17 protein-coding genes are annotated in these 16377 nt (G+C 45.6%); 4 read left to right on the forward strand and 13 right to left on the reverse strand.

Annotated elements, in window-relative coordinates:
• Positions 1-325 precede the first annotated feature (325 nt).
• The 9 genes from QY97_RS14585 to QY97_RS14625 all read right to left on the reverse strand — a co-directional run bounded on the left by QY97_RS14585 (position 326) and on the right by QY97_RS14625 (position 10220).
• Positions 326-1339 carry a zinc-binding dehydrogenase gene (locus QY97_RS14585; protein ID WP_039237950.1) on the reverse strand — a complete coding sequence of 338 codons (1014 nt, stop codon included), beginning with the start codon at positions 1337-1339 and terminating at the stop codon, positions 326-328.
• Positions 1340-1635: 296 nt separating this feature from the next.
• A complete protein-coding gene (locus QY97_RS14590) occupies positions 1636-2412 on the reverse strand; it encodes an enoyl-CoA hydratase/isomerase family protein (RefSeq protein WP_039237951.1) in 777 nt (258 codons plus the stop codon).
• A gap of 88 nt (positions 2413-2500) precedes the next feature.
• On the reverse strand, positions 2501-3247 hold the full coding sequence (locus tag QY97_RS14595) for an SDR family NAD(P)-dependent oxidoreductase (protein WP_039237953.1): 747 nt from the start codon (positions 3245-3247) through the stop codon (positions 2501-2503).
• 38 nt (positions 3248-3285) lie between these two features.
• On the reverse strand, positions 3286-4923 hold the full coding sequence (locus QY97_RS14600) for an AMP-binding protein (RefSeq protein ID WP_039237955.1): 1638 nt from the start codon (positions 4921-4923) through the stop codon (positions 3286-3288).
• Positions 4924-4960: 37 nt separating this feature from the next.
• Positions 4961-5797 (reverse strand): 1,4-dihydroxy-2-naphthoyl-CoA synthase, encoded by an 837-nt coding sequence (menB, locus tag QY97_RS14605; RefSeq protein WP_039237957.1) that lies wholly within the window; start codon positions 5795-5797, stop codon positions 4961-4963.
• Between the two features lie 18 nt (positions 5798-5815).
• Positions 5816-6970, reverse strand: coding sequence for an acyl-CoA dehydrogenase family protein (locus tag QY97_RS14610; RefSeq protein WP_175286640.1), 1155 nt, complete (start codon positions 6968-6970; stop codon positions 5816-5818).
• 224 nt (positions 6971-7194) lie between these two features.
• Positions 7195-8538, reverse strand: a complete 1344-nt coding sequence (locus tag QY97_RS14615; RefSeq protein WP_052725901.1) for a sigma-54 interaction domain-containing protein — start codon at positions 8536-8538, stop codon at positions 7195-7197.
• A 12-nt stretch (positions 8539-8550) separates the two neighbouring features.
• Positions 8551-8976 carry a MaoC family dehydratase gene (locus QY97_RS14620; RefSeq protein ID WP_039237959.1) on the reverse strand — a complete coding sequence of 142 codons (426 nt, stop codon included), beginning with the start codon at positions 8974-8976 and terminating at the stop codon, positions 8551-8553.
• Between the two features lie 143 nt (positions 8977-9119).
• Complete coding sequence (locus QY97_RS14625; RefSeq protein ID WP_039237961.1) at positions 9120-10220, reverse strand: AbrB family transcriptional regulator; 1101 nt, start codon at positions 10218-10220, stop codon at positions 9120-9122.
• Between the two features lie 121 nt (positions 10221-10341).
• Between QY97_RS14625 and QY97_RS14630 the strand changes: the two genes are divergently transcribed.
• The gene (locus QY97_RS14630) at positions 10342-11214 is read left to right on the forward strand and encodes a LysR family transcriptional regulator (protein WP_039237964.1); all 873 of its coding nucleotides are present in this window, start codon (positions 10342-10344) and stop codon (positions 11212-11214) included.
• Positions 11215-11279: 65 nt separating this feature from the next.
• Here the strand turns inward: QY97_RS14630 and QY97_RS14635 are convergent, their stop codons facing one another.
• Genes QY97_RS14635 through QY97_RS14645 form a run of 3 tightly spaced genes read right to left on the reverse strand, consistent with a single transcriptional unit; the run spans position 11280 to position 13004 of the window.
• Positions 11280-12416 (reverse strand): zinc-dependent alcohol dehydrogenase, encoded by a 1137-nt coding sequence (locus QY97_RS14635; RefSeq protein WP_039237966.1) that lies wholly within the window; start codon positions 12414-12416, stop codon positions 11280-11282.
• Between the two features lie 16 nt (positions 12417-12432).
• Complete coding sequence (locus QY97_RS14640; RefSeq protein WP_039237968.1) at positions 12433-12795, reverse strand: spore coat protein; 363 nt, start codon at positions 12793-12795, stop codon at positions 12433-12435.
• 5 nt (positions 12796-12800) lie between these two features.
• Positions 12801-13004 (reverse strand): spore coat protein, encoded by a 204-nt coding sequence (locus QY97_RS14645; RefSeq protein WP_099098572.1) that lies wholly within the window; start codon positions 13002-13004, stop codon positions 12801-12803.
• A gap of 178 nt (positions 13005-13182) precedes the next feature.
• On the opposite strand from QY97_RS14645, the gene QY97_RS14650 reads away from it, so the two are divergent.
• Together QY97_RS14650 and QY97_RS14655 are read left to right on the forward strand one after the other, a co-directional pair.
• Entirely contained in the window at positions 13183-13389 is a 207-nt protein-coding gene (locus tag QY97_RS14650) for a hypothetical protein (protein WP_039237972.1), read from the forward strand.
• Positions 13386-13685: a spore coat protein gene (locus QY97_RS14655; protein ID WP_039237974.1), complete on the forward strand. Its 300-nt coding sequence runs from the start codon at positions 13386-13388 to the stop codon at positions 13683-13685. The genes QY97_RS14650 and QY97_RS14655 overlap by 4 nt, the downstream gene beginning before the upstream one ends.
• Before the next feature lie 91 nt (positions 13686-13776).
• Here the strand turns inward: QY97_RS14655 and QY97_RS14660 are convergent, their stop codons facing one another.
• On the reverse strand, positions 13777-14697 hold the full coding sequence (locus QY97_RS14660) for a ketopantoate reductase family protein (protein WP_039237975.1): 921 nt from the start codon (positions 14695-14697) through the stop codon (positions 13777-13779).
• A 224-nt stretch (positions 14698-14921) separates the two neighbouring features.
• Between QY97_RS14660 and QY97_RS14665 the strand changes: the two genes are divergently transcribed.
• Positions 14922-16376: an FMN-binding glutamate synthase family protein gene (locus QY97_RS14665; protein ID WP_039237977.1), complete on the forward strand. Its 1455-nt coding sequence runs from the start codon at positions 14922-14924 to the stop codon at positions 16374-16376.
• Position 16377: the final 1 nt, after the last annotated feature.

Consider the following 16377-nt stretch of genomic DNA (forward strand, 5'->3'; position numbering starts at 1 on the left):
TCAAACTCTCCAAAAAGATGTTTGATTGCTCATAAAATAAATAAATCAAGAATTAACTGGCATGTATTTTGTTCAGTTTTCAAAGATCAATACCCAACAACTTAACGTTGCCTATATATTATAACACTCATCAACTTCCAAAGTCAATAACTTTTTTATTTCTCTTTTAGCCGTATGGGACTTTGTTAGTCAGCAATTAATACTATACCACCTGTTTTAGATTCGGTCAATGCCTTTTTTGCTTAAAATTTCAGCCATTCACCTAGGCTCCTTTAAAAAGCAAGAAAGGTGAATGGCTTAGTTAACAAGCGAGAAGCTAAATGATCTATTCAGCTTCTGGTATCTCTAACATGATCTTCCCAAATTGCTTTCCTTTCTCCATATATAACTGGGCCTCTTCTGCCTGTTCAAGAGGAAAGGCTCGATCAATAATCGGGCGTATTTCGTGCTTTGCAAAGAATTGGAGCATTTCTTCAAAGTCTTTCGGACTCCCCATTGTCGTTCCTTTCACATCTAAATGCTTAAAGAAAAGACGCGGAAGAACAAGTTCCGGAACCGGTCCGGCAGTAGAACCGAAATTCACAATTCGTGCACCTGGCTTTGATAAATAAATCAAATCGTTGAATGTGCTGCCGCCTACACCATCAATAGATACATCAGCTTGTCCCATTAATTTCTTCAGTTCTTTCACATATGTATCCGAGCCGTAATTTACTCCGCCGGCAGCACCTAATTCTACTGCTCTCTTAATCTTCTCATCGTCACTCGATGTAACAAACACCTTTGCTCCAAGACTCACAGCTATTTGCAAAGCATACAAGGCTACCCCACTGCCAATTCCAGGGATCAATACGGTCTCTCCTTCTTTCACTTCTCCCCTCACCGCAACTGCCCGATAGGCAGTCAACGCGGATAACGGCAAAGCGGCTGCCTCTTCTAAAGATAAATAATCAGGCTTTGGATAAACATTCTCAGCCGGAACAGCCACATACTGCGCATATGTACCGTCTGAGGGCATGCCTAAAACTGTATGCCTCGAGTCATTAAATGACTGGTTTTCTCCCCAATTTAATGAAGGATAAATAACCACTTCACTGCCCTCTTTTATATTTTTTACGCCTTCTCCAACTGCCGCTACCTCTCCAGACCCGTCAGAGCCCAGGATAGCCGGCAGCTGCATACCTGGATATTGCCCATAAGTGATCCATACATCCCTTCTGTTCAGAGAAGCGTACTTCAAACGTACGAGAACTTCTCCTTCCTTCGGTGCGGGTGTCGGTAACTCTTCATAACTGAGCTTCTGAGGTCCACCTGTCTCTCTTAGTATAATTGCTTTCATTTTCTAACTCCCTCCCTTACCTAAATGATAACTGAATAGTCTGGAATCAACAACTTTCCTGCTGGTTTAACAGGCCTTTCTTCTTTTTGATTCTCCAGCTATCCCATACCGTCCCTAAACGATGAAACCTAGCCGTCCTGTTAAGCAGGGGTTGTCTCAGTATTACTGGCGGGCATGGTTTTTCTTCAGCAGCGGCAGCTAAAGTAATAACGGGGCCAATTCATTTGACCCCGCCTTTGATGAGAATATTTTATTCTGCAAATGGAGGTTTATATGGCGCTCCGCTTTCCTAGCCTTTATTGTCCAACAAAAGCAGCACGGCGCTTCTCAAGGAATGCGGACGTCCCTTCTCTCTTATCCTCGGAGCTATACAGCACAGCCTGAGAAAGCTGTTCAATAAGCAGCCCTGTTTGAATGTCTGTTTCTCCTCCATTCTGAACGGACAGCTTAGCAAGCTGGACAGCGAGCGGTCCCTTCGTTAAAATCCTCTGGGCTTTCCCTTCAACGGCGCTCCACAGCTGCTCTGGAGGAATTACATCTGTGACCAGGCCGATTTCTTTAGCCTCGCTAGCTGAGAAAAGATCACCTGTCAGCATATAATTAAGCGTGCGCCCTTTGCCAATCAGCCTTGTTAGCCGCTGTGTGCCGCCGGCAGCCGGAATCACCCCTAAATTCAGCTCAGGAAGGCCAAATACTGCTTTCTCGGAAGCCAGGCGAATATCACATGATAATGCCAGCTCAAAGCCGCCGCCGAGAGCAATGCCGTTAATAGCCGCAATAGTGACCTTTCTACAGCTTTCAATCTTCTTATATAAATTGGCCATACCGTACGATAAGGCGGTCATCGGTGTATAGCGGTTCACTTCATTTATATCAGCGCCTGCAGCAAATGCCTTTCCCCCCGTTGCCGTGAACACAATGATGCGGACGTACTCATCTTGTTCAAACATATTAAAAGCATGTGCCATTTCATTGATCGTTCGATCGTTCAATGCATTTCTGACAGAGGGACGGTTAATGGTAATAACCCCTAGCTCACCTTTCGTTTCTGTTAAAATGTTTTCATATCCCATTTTCTCCTAGTCCTCCTAATAGTCTGCTGCATCTCTAAACCAGAGATGCAGCTGCTCTTATACCTCTTTCATTTCGCTCAGCGGCCGGTTATACCATCGTTAATCCGCCATTGACAGACAGCGTTTGTCCCGTCACATAGCCTGCCTCATCAGAAACAAAATAGGCAACCGCACCAGCAATGTCCTTCGGTTCAGCTAAACGGCGGAACGGAATCGCTTTTTCCAAAGCACTGACAATTCCTTCATTATAAGTGCCAATCTCCTGGATAAGCGGTGTATCGCTAGGGCCAGGACATACACAGTTCACATTTAATTTATGACGAGCCATTTCTCTCGCTAATGTTTTCGTAAAAGCAATAACTCCACCCTTTGCAGCGGAATAAACCGCCTCACCGCTTGAACCGACTCTCGCTGCGTCCGAAGCTACATTGACCACCTTGCCATACCCATTTTCAATCATCAGCGGCAAAATGACCTTACATGTATTAATCTGGCCGCGTAAATTAATATCGATGATACGGTCCCATGTATCTGGGCTGCTTTTAAGAAAGGGCTCTACTTTATCCCAGCCAGCATTGTTCACAAGTACATCGACCTTCCCGTACCTCTGTACCGATTCCTGTACGGCTTTTTGCACTGCTTCTAAATCCGTGACATCGCAGAGGACAGCTGTTGCTTTATTGCCTTCCTCCTTAATAAGTGAAACGGTTTCCTGTGCATTCGCCATATTAATATCAGCTACCACGATGTTCATTTGGTTCGATGCCAGTGTCCGTGCAATCTCTCTTCCTAATCCGCTTCCTGCTCCTGTAACAAATGCGACCCTTTTCTCCATTTCCTGACCCTCCATTTTTTATTTATTCATGACTATATTCAGACTCGGTTTGTCATTTTTTCTTTGATTAGTTCACGAAGGCGGAACTTTTGAATTTTCCCGCTTGGCGTAGTGGGGAATTGATCTATCACTTCCAAGTGCTCCGGCCAATATTGCTTTGTCAGCCCTTTCGCCTCCAGGAACTGTTTCATCGTTTCCAGCGTCAGCGCCTCTTTATCCGGCTTCATAGTGATAAACGCACACGCCCTTTCCTGGAGCCGTGCATCCGGCATAGCGACAATTTGTACATTAGCGATGTCTGGATGCTCATATAGCACATTCTCCACATAAGCAACCGGTATATTCTCTCCGCCTCGGATAATAATGTCCTTGCTGCGTCCCGCAATACGGATGTAACCATCTTGATCCATAAACGCCCGGTCCCCTGTCATGAACCAATCGCCGTCAAATTCTGATTTTGTCTGCTCAAGACGTTTCAAATATCCAACGAACAAAGCAGGACCCCTGCAAAGCAAATTCCCTTCTACATTCGGCGGCAATGTACGGCCTTGTGGATCGACAACTTTTATTTCCATTCCAGGAAACGGCGCACCATCCGTGCTTGTCAGCTTTTCTTCTGTATCATCTATTAACGTAGCAGTGACCATTCCATCTTCTGTCTGTCCCCATCCCGATAAGATCTTGCATGGCAGTTTTTCAGCAGCTTGCTTCACGACAGCCCTTGGAATAGGTGCCCCTACAGCAATGAAGGCTCTTAAAGAGCTAATATCAAAGTCTTCTATTCTTTCTGCTTGAATGACGTCCTGAAGAAACGGTGTGGCACTCGTTGTAAAAGTAATTCTCTCTTTCTCTATGAGCTCAAGAAACTCATTTGGATTCCAAATATCTTGATAGATGGCTGTTCCTCCAAAAATAATCGGCAGGCAGACACCGTACAAAAATCCTGTCTGATGAGCAAAAGTAGAGGCCATGAAAACCACGTCATCAGCAGTTAAAGACAAATGGTCGATCCAGTAAACAGGAGCGGTCAGCACCGTATTATGGGTATGCATCACTCCCTTAGGTTCCCCTGTCGTGCCTGAAGTAAAAATCACCTCGACCAGCTCATTCGGGTCTAACTGGATTTGGTCCAGCTCCGCACGGTCTCTTCGCCTCTCCCACGGTTCGTTGAGGAAACTTGAGAGAGAATTCATTCCCTCCGGCACATGATCTCCAAGGACAAACACATGCTGCATAGACGGCCACTCGGGCAAAAGGCGCTTAATCATATCGGGATAATTAAATCCACGGAATTCATCCGGCACAATAATCATTTTCGATTCGGCCATTTTAGCCATAAATCGAATTTCCCTATCTCGGTAGATCGGAACTAATGGATTGGTAATAGCCCCTATCCTCGTAATTGCTAAATGCAAAATGACGAATTCATTCCAGTTAGGGAGTTGAATGGATATTACATCTCCTTTTTTTAACCCCAACTCCAGAAGGCCAAGAGCAGCTCGATCGACTAATTCACTAAGCTCTTTATACGTATAGCGGCTCTTTCTATCGACAATCGCCAACTTATCCGGGTTGCTGGTAACGGCTTCCTTTAGATAATCCAAGATTGTTTTATTCGGCCACTCTGACTCGTACCTCTTCCTATACTCCTCTGTCAGCATTGTTTCGAAACCCATTAGCGTTCAACCTCCTTTTTTAATAGGGACTGCCTACTTACTTTCTGAATTTCTTAAAATCGACTGGACGCTTTTCCAGAAATGCATCTCTGCCCTCCGCAGATTCTTCCGATTGATAAAACATTGCCAGACTTCCCATCGCCAGCTGGGAAATGCCGTCAATATTTGCCGAATCCGCGTTAAAGGAAATCTTAAGCATCTTCAAAGCGGTTGGACTCTTTTCTAAAATCTTACCTGCCCATCCTTCAGCAGCTTCCATCAGCTTTTCTGGCGGAACCACTTTATTCACAAGCCCCATTTCCTTCGCTTCTTGTGCAGAGTACTTTTCACATAAGTACCAGATTTCTCTCGCTTTCTTTTCACCGACAATCCTTGCTAGATAGGCGGTGCCATACCCAGCATCATAGCTGCCTACCTTAGGCCCGCTTTGACCAAAGATAGCGGTTTCAGAAGCGATCGTTAAGTCACAAACCACGTGCAGCACATGCCCCCCTCCAATGGCGTATCCGTTCACGGCAGCGATCACAGGCTTTGGAATGCCGCGGATTGTTCGGTGAAGCTCTTCTATTTCTAATCCAATTCCCCCGCCTAAACCGCCTGAGCTGTCATAGCCGCTATCACCTTTGCCCTTTTGGTCACCGCCAGTGCAAAATGCTTTCTCGCCGGTCCCCGTTAAGATAACCACACCAATTTCGTTATCATCCCAGGCATCCCGGAAAGACCAGATTAACTCTTTCACTGTCTGTGCACGAAAGGCATTGTATACTTCTGGTCGGTTAATCGTGATTTTAGCTATCCCCTTCTTCTTTTCATAGATGACATCCTGTAAATCTGCCTTCTTCGCCTGTTCATTAATTGTGCTTGCCTTTTCCATCGTAGATCCCTCCTATTTTTAATAAGGCTTATACTCTTTTCCGATGAGTTCTTTTGCAATGACAAATTTATTAGCCTGGGCTGTGCCATCCCCGATTTCTAAGCCGATCACATCACGCAATCGCTGCTCAAGCGGCATTTCCTTCGTATAGGCGTAGTGGCCGTTCAGAAGCAGACATTCGTGAATAGCTTCCTGGCTGTACTTCGGACCTAACCACTTCACAGAAGCTGCTTCCTTCGAGTGCTTTTTCCCCTGGTCACGCAGCCACAGCCCTCGGTACGCCTGCCACTTGATTAGTTCCAAGTGTGTATAGTGATGAACGATCGGAAAGGAGACACCTTGATATTTTGCAAGCGGCTTTCCGAATGAGTGCCGTGTCTTCACATGTTCAATCGTTTCATCTAAGCTTTGGAAGGCGGCACCTGCACATTGCAGGCCAATTAACAGCCGGCTTAAGTCAAACCCGTTCATCACCTGCGAAAACCCTTGATTCTCAAGGCCGATTAAGTTTTCTTCCGGCACTTCGACATCACTCATATAAATAGACCCTCGTCCAATTAGAACATTGCCCATATCCTCGTAGCCCTTGCATTCCATGCCCGGCAGGTCTCGCGGAACGATAAAAGCACTAACGCCCCGGCTGCCGGATTGCTGATCAGTTTTCGCGAAAACGATAAACATGTCACCAATCGTCGCTGCACTGATTCCTGATTTCTCACCGTTTAATATGTAACGGTCCCCTTTTCGTACGGCTGTTGAGCGGATTCCCGCGGCATCTGTTCCGGCAGCAGGCTCAGTAAGCGCGATTCCTACTACCTTGTCACCGCTGGCAATCTGTGGGAGCCACTTTTGCTTTAAAGAATCTGCCGCATGGTTGTTAATAATGTCGGAGATTAGACCGTTCAGCATGACAGCGTATGTTAAATTAAAGTCTCCCCGGCCGACTTCTTCTGCCGCTATTCCGGTTGTGACACAGTCGGCGCCGCTTCCTCCATATTTCTCAGGCACACGCAGGCCGTTTACCCCCAGCTCACCGAGCCGCTTCCATAAATGGCGGGGAAACTCCCCTTCACTATCCCACTTCGTGTAGTTCGGGAGCAGTTCTTTCAAGGAAAACTCCCTTAACATCTCTCTGAATGCTTGCTGTTCTTCAGAAAATGAAAAATCCAGCATACACTCTCCCTCCTTTTCTTTCTCTTTGCTCTTCTATAAAGCAACTTCCGTGCCAGCTTTTTTTGCTATTAAAACCGTTAATGTCCAATAAACTCCATACAAATAACTATATTTTTCGCAAAATTAAGAATATTATTTGCGAATTTTTCTACACTCTTGCAAATAGACAAAATAAAAAACACACAAAAGCTGTGTGTTAAAAAACGTTATTCTCCTCTTGCTCTCTATTTTAACTGGTACTTAGAGATCTTCCGGTAAAGACTCGCTGGGTGTATGTGCAGCGCCTGGGCAGCCAGCAGACGGTCTCCATTACATTGCCTTAGCGCGCGCTGAATGGCTGAAATCTCTGCCTTCTCTACTTCTTCCTTTAAACTTAAACCTGCTTCAGCTGTTTCCTCGTCTACGGATTGCATATTCTTTGGCTCAGCTCCCTGAAACGAAGGCAAATATAGACTTTCCAATGTAAGCGTATCGCTATCCGCTAAATTCATCGCCCGTTCAATACAAGCCTTTAATTCTCGAATATTTCCATCCCATGGATTCTCAAGCAGCCATTTTTCCAAAGAGGGTGATATATATTGCACATTCTTGTGGAGCTCGCCGTTAAAATGATGAATAAAATGATGAGCAATTGGCAGAATATCTTCCTTTCTTTTCCTCAGCGGAGGGATTTGCAGCTCGAATACATAAAGGCGATAAAACAAGTCTTGACGAAACTTACCTTCCTGTACTAACGCTTGTAAATCGCGATTGGTCGCTGCAATAATCCGGACATCAATATGTTTGCTGACAGTGCCGCCAAGCCGTTCTATCTCTCGCTCTTGGAGCACACGCAAAAGCTTTCCTTGCGCCTGATAAGGCAGCTCAGAGATCTCATCTAAGAAGAGAGTTCCATGCTGGGCTCTTTCTATTTTCCCTGGCTTGCCCTCTTTCTTTGCCCCGCTGAATGCTCCTGCTTCATAGCCAAATACTTCAGATTCAAACAATTCATCAGGAATGGCTGCACAATTTACTGCTACAAAAGGCTGGTGTTTCCTTGTACTTAACCCATGAATGGCCTGGGCAAACAGCTCCTTTCCCGTTCCGCTTTCCCCTGTCAGAAGCACAGTCGAACTGCTGGTTGCCACTCGAGCGGCCAGCTCTTTTATTTGCTTGGCAGCAGGGCTCTCTCCAATAATGTCATCAAAGCTGTATCGGTAACCTAAAGCTGCTTCCCTTTTTCTTGTTCCCGCGAGAGATTGGGCAAAGGAAAGAATATCTGAAGGCCTCACCTCATCTTGGTCAACGAGAACGTGCAAAAAGAACCGGTCGTCTTCCCTTGTTAGGCGAAGTAAGCAAGAACGGCCTGCGACGGTGCCAAAGAACACAGGCTTTTGCAGTATACTTTGAAAAGAAGATTGAAAGGCAGGATACTTAATCACCTCATTCACAGTGCAATTCCTTAGTTCAGAAGGGGTCACATTAAAATGCTGGAAAAAATCCGGGCTGGCTGATAGAAGATTACCTTTGCCGTCTATTTCCAGACACCCCCACTCTTTCTTTTGCTCCAGTATACTTTTTACTTCCACTGTTTGCACCACCTATTCCCTATCATTTGCTTGAACGAGAATGACTACTTGTCCCTTTAATACTTCTGTTCCTTCCTGATTAAAGCAGGTTACCTTCTGTGTCACCCAGTTTCTCTTTGTATTAATATCAATCACTTCAATTTCAGCCGTGATTTCATCTCCTATATGTACAGGCCGGTAGAAAACAAATTCTTTCTGCAGCAAAATACAAGGACCTCCCGGAATTTTCCTGCTGATGACTTGTGTAATTAATCCTTCTGTTAACAAACCAGGAACAACAGGCTTGCTATATCGCCTCTTCCATATTTCTTCATCGGGCTGATAAACTGGGTTAAAATCCTTTGTTAATTCATTACACGCCTTGACATCCTCTTCCGTAAAAATACGTGACAGGCTTGCTTTCTGCCCCATATGCATATCCACAATAGTTAGTCCCATACTGGCGCCTCTCCTTTATTTAATTTTTAGAATATTTAAACTTGTTTTCAATTGTATCATTCATCTCATGCCTGAAAAAGTTGAAAAACATAAAAAAGGAACGTCCCTTCACAGGAGCGTTCCTTCTCTTTTAATAAACTTTTTTAAGCTGATGCATGAGAATGCATGCCTTTTCGAACCTCCCAGCCGTGCAGCAGCCGGAAGAACACCGGCATAATCAGCACCACAGCTAGTACACGCAGCACTTGAACAGCCACCACAAAGGTAGAATCAGCATGAAGGACAATAGCTGTTGTCGCCATTTCAGCAATGCCGCCCGGTGCAAAGGCAAGGACAGCCGTGATGAACGAAATACCTGTCAGCTTCGCCACTAAGGCAGCACAGCCAAACATCGCAGCAATCAACCCTGCTGTGCTGATGAACGCAACAACCAATGTTCTTTTCAGCCCAACGAACATGCTTTTGCGAAGGCGTGATCCGATAGAAGCCGCAATCAAGATTTGCGAAAGAACGATTAATTCATGCGGCCAGAATACCGTCATGTCGTGCCCTGCATAGGTAGAAGTGGCTGACTGCACCACCGCTACAGCCAGCATGCTGCCGAGAAGCCATGGAGCCGGGAATTTTAAGCGTTTGCCCAGGTGATACCCTCCCCAGCCTACAACAACAAGTACAGCTGTCCATACGGCATGATTCATCTCGAATACTGGTACAGCACTTGCGGCACCCGCCGACTCATCTGGGGACACCGCCCACATAGAAACAAATACCGGAATGATTAGGACAACCAGGAAAACACGCATCGTTTGAATGATGCTGACGACACCAGTGTTTGCCCCTGTTTCCTCCGCAATCGCAGGCATTGCAGACAGGCCCCCAGGTGTGGTGCCGAAGAAGCTAGTCATCATGTCTGTCTGGCTGAATTTCCAAAGAACGTAGCCTGACAGCAAGGAAAAAGCAATGGATGCCAGCAGTACTATGACAATTACTAAGCCATGCGACTGAAAGGCTGATACCACTTCCAAATTTATCTTTCGACCGAGTTCGATCCCTAATATCAATTGACCTAAATACATCCACGATTTAGGCAAGCCCTTCTCACCTAAAACAGCTGGGAAAATGAAAGAAATCATCGCGGCTGTCATAAGCGCTCCCAGCATCCACCCAATGGACATGCCAGTCAACGAAAGCAGAAACCCGCCGACCGCACTTAGAGCCAAAAACAACCATTTATTTCCTCTCATTTATATTCCTTCTTTCTTTGTTTATCCTCTATAAATTACTATAATATACGTGAAGGAATAAATAAAATATTGGTTTTCTATAATTAACGATAAAAAATAGTTATGCCAGAAGGAGGAACGCATGGAGGAACGTGATTGGATCGTCCTGCAAACCCTTTACCGGGAAAAGAATATTACGAATGCGGCTAAAAAGCTCTTTATCTCACAGCCTGCTTTGACAAATCGACTGCAGCAAATGGAAAAGGAATTCAGCGTGAAGATCGTCAACCGCGGCAGGCGAGGTGTACAATTCACACCACAAGGGGAGTATTTAGCCAAATGTGCAGATGAAATGCTGTTTCGGCTTCAGCAGATTAAAGAGAATGTAAGAAACATGGAGGACAATGTATCGGGCACATTGCGGCTTGCCGTCTCTACCTTTTTTACAGACTATAAACTTCCCGCCCTTCTAAGAGGCTTTAAGGATCAGTATCCCAATGTTGAATTCAAGGTAACAACCGGCTGGAGCAGCGAGATGATGGACTTAATTTATAAAGAAGAAGCACACGTGGCTTTTGTAAAAGGAGATTACAGCTGGAATGAAGGAAAGAAGCTATTGCTGGAGGAGCCTGTTTATGTGGCATCCAAAGAGAAAATCGATTTGGAGCACCTGCCTGAGCTGCCTAGAATCGACTATCACGCTGACCCTATGCTGCAGACAGTGATTGACGAGTGGTGGAGAGCCCACTTTTCAAAACCGCCTTTCATTAGTATTGAAGTAGATAAAGCCAGCACGAGTAAAAATATGGCGGAGAATGGGCTCGGCTACGCTATTTTGCCGGATATGGTTCTCCATGATTCACATGGATTATATAAACAGCCGCTTTATACGAAAGATGGAGAACTAATTACCCGTAAAACATGGATGTTCTTTCATGAGGCGTCCCGTCAGCTTCATATGGTTCAAGCTTTTGTTGAATTTGTAGAAGGGCTTGATTTAAAGGAAATCGATTAACCAGTTTTGCTTGATAAAACGAGCTGTTCTATAGTCTTATTGACTATAGAACGGCTCGTTAGCCATTACGGCTTCAGGACGACTTTAATACATCCGTCCGTTCTTGTATCGAATACCTCATATCCCCGTTTAGCTTCCTGAAGCGGCAAAATATGAGTAATAATATCAGCAAGATCTACCTTGCCATCGTTCATAAGATGATACAGCTCTGGAATAACAGGAATAACAGGAGCCTGTCCTGTTCTCAGCGTCACGTTGCGCTGGAATATATCCCCAAGCGGGAAAGCATTATATCGCCCGCCATATACTCCGGTGACCTGGATCGTTCCTGCTTTTCTTACCGCTTGGGAAGCAATAACAATTCCACCCATAGCCCCGCCATGGAGCTTGAGGCCTGATGCAAGAAACTCCATTGGTGTCATCTTCCCGCTCATGCCCGAGCAGTCAATCACCACATCTGCTCCACCCTTTGTCATGTCTTTCAAATGCTCGCCTACATTCTCATGCTGTTCCAAGTTAACGGTTTCCACTTTATTCGTTCTTTCAGCATGCTGCAGACGATAAGCAAGGTGATCAACAGCAATGACTCGTTCTGCTCCCTTCATCCAGGCAAACTTTTGGGCAAGCAGTCCAACAGGTCCGCACCCGAGAATGACGACCGTATCGCCGCTTTTTACTTCGGCATGAATCACGCTCCAATAAGCCGTAGAGGCGGCATCTGAAAGCAGAACCAGTTTCTCATCCTCCAGTTCACAGCTCTCTGGAATTTTGAATGGCGTGAAGTTGCCGTACGGTACCCGTAAATATTCTGCTTGACCGCCAGCGTACCCGCCTGTTGTTTCAGAATAGCCGAAAAATCCTCCCATCTCGCCATGCGGATTAGAGTGATCGCATTGGCTTGTAATATCGTTCTTACAATACCAGCATTCGCCGCAGCTTACATTGAAGGGGATAATGACACGATCTCCCTTTTTTACTTTTGTTACGTCAGGCCCTGTCTCTTCCACTATACCAACCGGCTCGTGACCGATCACGTAATCCGTTGGCATGTTAGGAACTAGTCCGTGAATCAAATGTAAATCAGACCCGCATATAGCAGAAGCCGTAATCTTTACAATAATGTCATCTGCCTTTTCAACGGCTGGGTCTTTAACTTCTTTCACACTGACATTCTTAAGACCCTGGTACGTTACAGCTTTCATCCTTGCTTTCCTCCTCTCACTTATCAGGTGTCGCCATCATTCCGCGCCGGTCTGTATCGTTAGGGAATAAATTCATTTCGGCGATATCAAGCGCCATAGAGGCTGATTTCAAGTCAAGCTCTATCTGCTTGCCGACATCATGCGGGTAGAGCCAGCCCTTCTTCAACATCAACTCATATACTTCTTCATGTAAATCCAATGCTTGTTCCATCTGCCTATACAGCGCATCTCTTACCTCGGAGCTCGCCGTTTCTGTCAGTGCAAATGCATAATTGCGTATACCGTTTTTAATAGACAGCAAAAACTCTAGGGAAAGGGCGGCATCTGTCTTCTCAGGCATCCCTTCAGCCATTTCTGGATCTAGAAAATCCATCCTCATTTTGTTCACCTCTCTGTGTAATCCGTTCGAGCTTTTTCATATAAGTTTTGCAGCTCTCGGATGGCTTGCATCGATTGCTGAACATCCTTCTCCATCAAAGCTTTTAAATCATTGTCAACACACACACCTTGCATCATCTTGGATTTCAATAGACACACTGTCTTCATATTGAAAATCTCATGCACTTCCATCGTTTCATGGTAACCCATTGCTTTTGTCTGCAATTCCATCACCTCCGCTATCGGCTATGTCAACAGCGTTATTGTTTCTCTGCAGGTGAAATCTATGCAGTCCTTTGCAGGCAGAAACGTTAATATGAATGGATAATTATAAGCAGACAACACAATCTAAAGAAACAAACCAACCGTTGGAGAAGGAGTGGAATCGATGAAGGAATCGTTAGGTCTTCATGAAACACTGGATGCCCATGAATTGCTTGTCTTCAAGAACCTTTGTGTCACGAAATCAGCCCTTATGAGCAAGCTGGCAAAAGATGAGGAGCTGCAAACGCTCCTGGAAAATGATGCACAGGTAGGCATGGAACAGATCCAGCAGCTTAGAGGAATATTACAAGCAGGAGGAGCGACGTCATGAACCAGCTATTAAAGAACCTGGCAGGAATGGGCGGCATGACCGATCAAGTCATCGCCACTGATTTCTTAATTTCAGCGAAAGCAGGAGTTAGAAACATTGCGGTCGCCCTGACAGAAACAGCCACCCCCGAATTAAGGGCTGTACTGCGCGAACAATTGAGATCAGCTGTTGAAACCCATAAAAATATCAGCAATTATATGATGGCTAAAGGTTACTATCATCCCGGAGAGTTGGATGAGCAGCTGCGAGTGGACTTTGAGGCGGCACAGACGGCTTTAAACCTTGCTAAAGATTGAGAAAGCCTATCTTGTCGTTGCTCACTTGCCAAAAAAGGAACCAGCTTTGTTTGCATACGAAAAGCTCGCCACTCGGCGAGCTTTTCCCAATTTAGTCTCTCCGCTCTCTTTCATACAGAGCCAGCTTTGTATAAACGGTTTCAAGAATAGGGGCAGACAGGTCCATTTTCCTTGCTTTTCCAAGCAGATACCCTTGCAGGTGATCCGCTTCAATTGGAAGCAATTTTTCCATGTCGCGTTGCATAGAAGATTTCATTTCCTCATCCATTTCATTCATAGTTCGCAAGTGCCTTTCAATAATATCCTCCTCAATAGGAGCGCCTGCCTTTCTCATAATACTTGCGAGCTCCTGCAAAAATGCTTCAATGGTCCGCTGTCCGGCTTCCATTCCCCGAATTGGACCAATTGGAGCAGCCATTAAAGAAGTGAGTCCTGACATAGCTGTTATAAATAAATATTTGTGCCACATGTCACGATTGATGTGATCACTGAGTACGAAGGACGCCTTGGCTCCATCGAATAGCGCTTGAAGCTTCTTTATACGAGGTGTTAATTCACGCGTACGCTCGCCATATGTAAGCCGATGAACCGGACTTTTCTGTATGATGGTCCCTTCCTCATCAAGCGTCGTTTCAATAAAGCATAGACCGCCGATTACCGCCGCCTCTCCAAATGCTTCTATCAGCTGCCTAACATGGGCGGTGCCGTTTAAAAGAGGCAGCACAGTGGTTCCTTTTGCCACATGCGGACGAATATCTTCTATAACGCCCGATAAATGATAAGCTTTTACTGAAATAATGACTAAATCAAATGGTTCATTCGACTCACCCGCAGTGAGCAGCCGAGGGGTTAATGAGATGTTGCCATGCACGCTATCGATATTCAATCCTGTTTGCTCAAGCTGGCCCCTCCTCTTTTCGCGAACGAGAAACGTCACGTCCGCTCCGTTTTCAAGCAGCCGGCCGCCGAAATAACCACCAACGGCTCCAGCTCCCACCATAAGAATTTTCATTTTCCTTCCCCCATTTAGTAAGATACTTTCTATATTCGATTTACCGCTCCGAAAAATTAACAGCTAACTCCTCTTTCGCGTTCTTGTTCGCAGACTCCTCCCCTTTGCCTCCCAATTGAATAAATGATAGAAAACCGGAAATAATGGAAAATAATGTAGAGATCATCTTTTATCTTAACACCTTTTACCACGTAAAGAAAAACAGATATTGGGGAGAGACTATAATGGCGAACATTATCCAGTATATAACATTTGGAATGGTTGCAGCGGGGTTTGTGTTTTTCCTTTTCGTCCTTCTTGGCTGGCGCTGGATCGCAAAGAAAGTCGCATCTATGGTGGGGAAAATCATTTTCACTGACAGCTACCAGGAAAACATTATGGAGCTTATGCCCGGCCTTCGCCATATGGGCGTACAGAACCTGTTGGAAAACAGCTTACGTTCGGAAACCGGGGATGTGCTTCATCGTCCGCTGGGCTCTTCAAAAAAATGGCCGCACTTAGACTCGCTCACCTTTCTTCCTGCACAGATTTATCCCTCTCCGACAGATGGAGAACAGGAGGTGAAGATGGAAGTCACGATTGGACCGAAGGCCAAGAAACCAATGAAAATTAAAATCCCCCTTATGATCAGCGGCATGGCTTACGGTATCGCCCTCAGTGAGCAATCAAGACTCGCCCTGGCTGCGGCGGCTAAAAAAACCGGTACAGCCATCAACTCGGGAGAAGGAGGCATCCTTCCCGAAGAATTGGATACTGCAGGAAAATATATTGTGCAATTCGGCAAAACAGAGTGGTCTAAGGAGAAGGAAGTTCTTCAACGGGCAGATATGATCGAAATCAAATTCGGACAAGGGGCATTGATGGGGGTAGGAGGAAGAATTTCTCCTGAGAACTTAACTGGGCGAGCCCGTGAGATTATGGGACTGAAGGAAAATGAGACGGCTGTCATCTATGACAGCTTCTTCGAGAATCAGACCTTAAAGGATGTACAGGGACTGGTAAAAGAACTGCGAAGCTTAAGCAAAGGCGTTCCTATCGGGGCGAAAATAGGGGCAGGCGGCCGAATTGAGGAAGACATCGATAAGCTAATTGAAATAGATGTAGATTATATTGCTGTAGATGGCGGACAAGCGGCCACTCACGGAGCCCCGCCTCTCTTAGCCGACGATTTTGGCATTCCTACCTTGCACGCTATTGTCCGCGCATCCAATCACCTGGAAAAGCGCGGCGTGAAAGGAAAGATCAGCTTGATTGCTTCAGGCGGCCTGCTCGTCCCCGGACACTTTTTAAAGGTTCTGGCCCTTGGTGCAGACGCTGTGTACTTAGGAACCGCCATGCTATTTGCCGTTTCACACAATCAGAATACGAAGCCGATGCCCTTTGAACCTCCTACCCAAGTTGTTTGGAATCAAGGGAAATTTAAAAACGAGTTTCAAACAGAAGAGGGTGCTGAAGGTGCCGAGAGATTTTTAACAGCGAGTACAGAGGAAATGAAGGTGGCCCTAAGAGCTATGGGAAAAAAGTCGTTAAAAGAGCTTTCAAGAAAGGATCTCGTTTCCTATGACAAGGACACAGCCCAGCTTATTGGCATTCCTTTTACCTTTGATCCGTGGAAGAGCGAACAATCAGATCAAAGGACAAAAGACAGCCATTCTACCGAAAAAGGCGGTGCCTCCTAAA

The sequence above is a fragment of the Bacillus thermotolerans genome (genome assembly GCF_000812025.2).
GTDB classification, from domain to species: domain Bacteria; phylum Bacillota; class Bacilli; order Bacillales; family Domibacillaceae; genus Quasibacillus; species Quasibacillus thermotolerans.

Coding starts and splice junctions, on each gene's coding strand:
- QY97_RS14590 (WP_039237951.1), bottom strand. CDS start 2,412: ATGGGATATGAAAACATTTTAACAGAAACGAAAGGTGAGCTAGGGGTT.
- QY97_RS14620 (WP_039237959.1), bottom strand. CDS start 8,976: ATGGGACTAACTATTGTGGATATGCATATGGGGCAGAAAGCAAGCCTG.
- QY97_RS14650 (WP_039237972.1), top strand. CDS start 13,183: ATGAAGGAATCGTTAGGTCTTCATGAAACACTGGATGCCCATGAATTG.
- QY97_RS14610 (WP_175286640.1), bottom strand. CDS start 6,970: ATGCTGGATTTTTCATTTTCTGAAGAACAGCAAGCATTCAGAGAGATG.
- QY97_RS14625 (WP_039237961.1), bottom strand. CDS start 10,220: ATGAGAGGAAATAAATGGTTGTTTTTGGCTCTAAGTGCGGTCGGCGGG.
- QY97_RS14630 (WP_039237964.1), top strand. CDS start 10,342: ATGGAGGAACGTGATTGGATCGTCCTGCAAACCCTTTACCGGGAAAAG.
- QY97_RS14660 (WP_039237975.1), bottom strand. CDS start 14,697: ATGAAAATTCTTATGGTGGGAGCTGGAGCCGTTGGTGGTTATTTCGGC.
- QY97_RS14595 (WP_039237953.1), bottom strand. CDS start 3,247: ATGGAGAAAAGGGTCGCATTTGTTACAGGAGCAGGAAGCGGATTAGGA.
- QY97_RS14645 (WP_099098572.1), bottom strand. CDS start 13,004: ATGGGTTACCATGAAACGATGGAAGTGCATGAGATTTTCAATATGAAG.
- QY97_RS14665 (WP_039237977.1), top strand. CDS start 14,922: ATGGCGAACATTATCCAGTATATAACATTTGGAATGGTTGCAGCGGGG.
- QY97_RS14635 (WP_039237966.1), bottom strand. CDS start 12,416: ATGAAAGCTGTAACGTACCAGGGTCTTAAGAATGTCAGTGTGAAAGAA.
- menB (WP_039237957.1), bottom strand. CDS start 5,797: ATGGAAAAGGCAAGCACAATTAATGAACAGGCGAAGAAGGCAGATTTA.
- QY97_RS14640 (WP_039237968.1), bottom strand. CDS start 12,795: ATGAGGATGGATTTTCTAGATCCAGAAATGGCTGAAGGGATGCCTGAG.
- QY97_RS14585 (WP_039237950.1), bottom strand. CDS start 1,339: ATGAAAGCAATTATACTAAGAGAGACAGGTGGACCTCAGAAGCTCAGT.
- QY97_RS14600 (WP_039237955.1), bottom strand. CDS start 4,923: ATGGGTTTCGAAACAATGCTGACAGAGGAGTATAGGAAGAGGTACGAG.
- QY97_RS14655 (WP_039237974.1), top strand. CDS start 13,386: ATGAACCAGCTATTAAAGAACCTGGCAGGAATGGGCGGCATGACCGAT.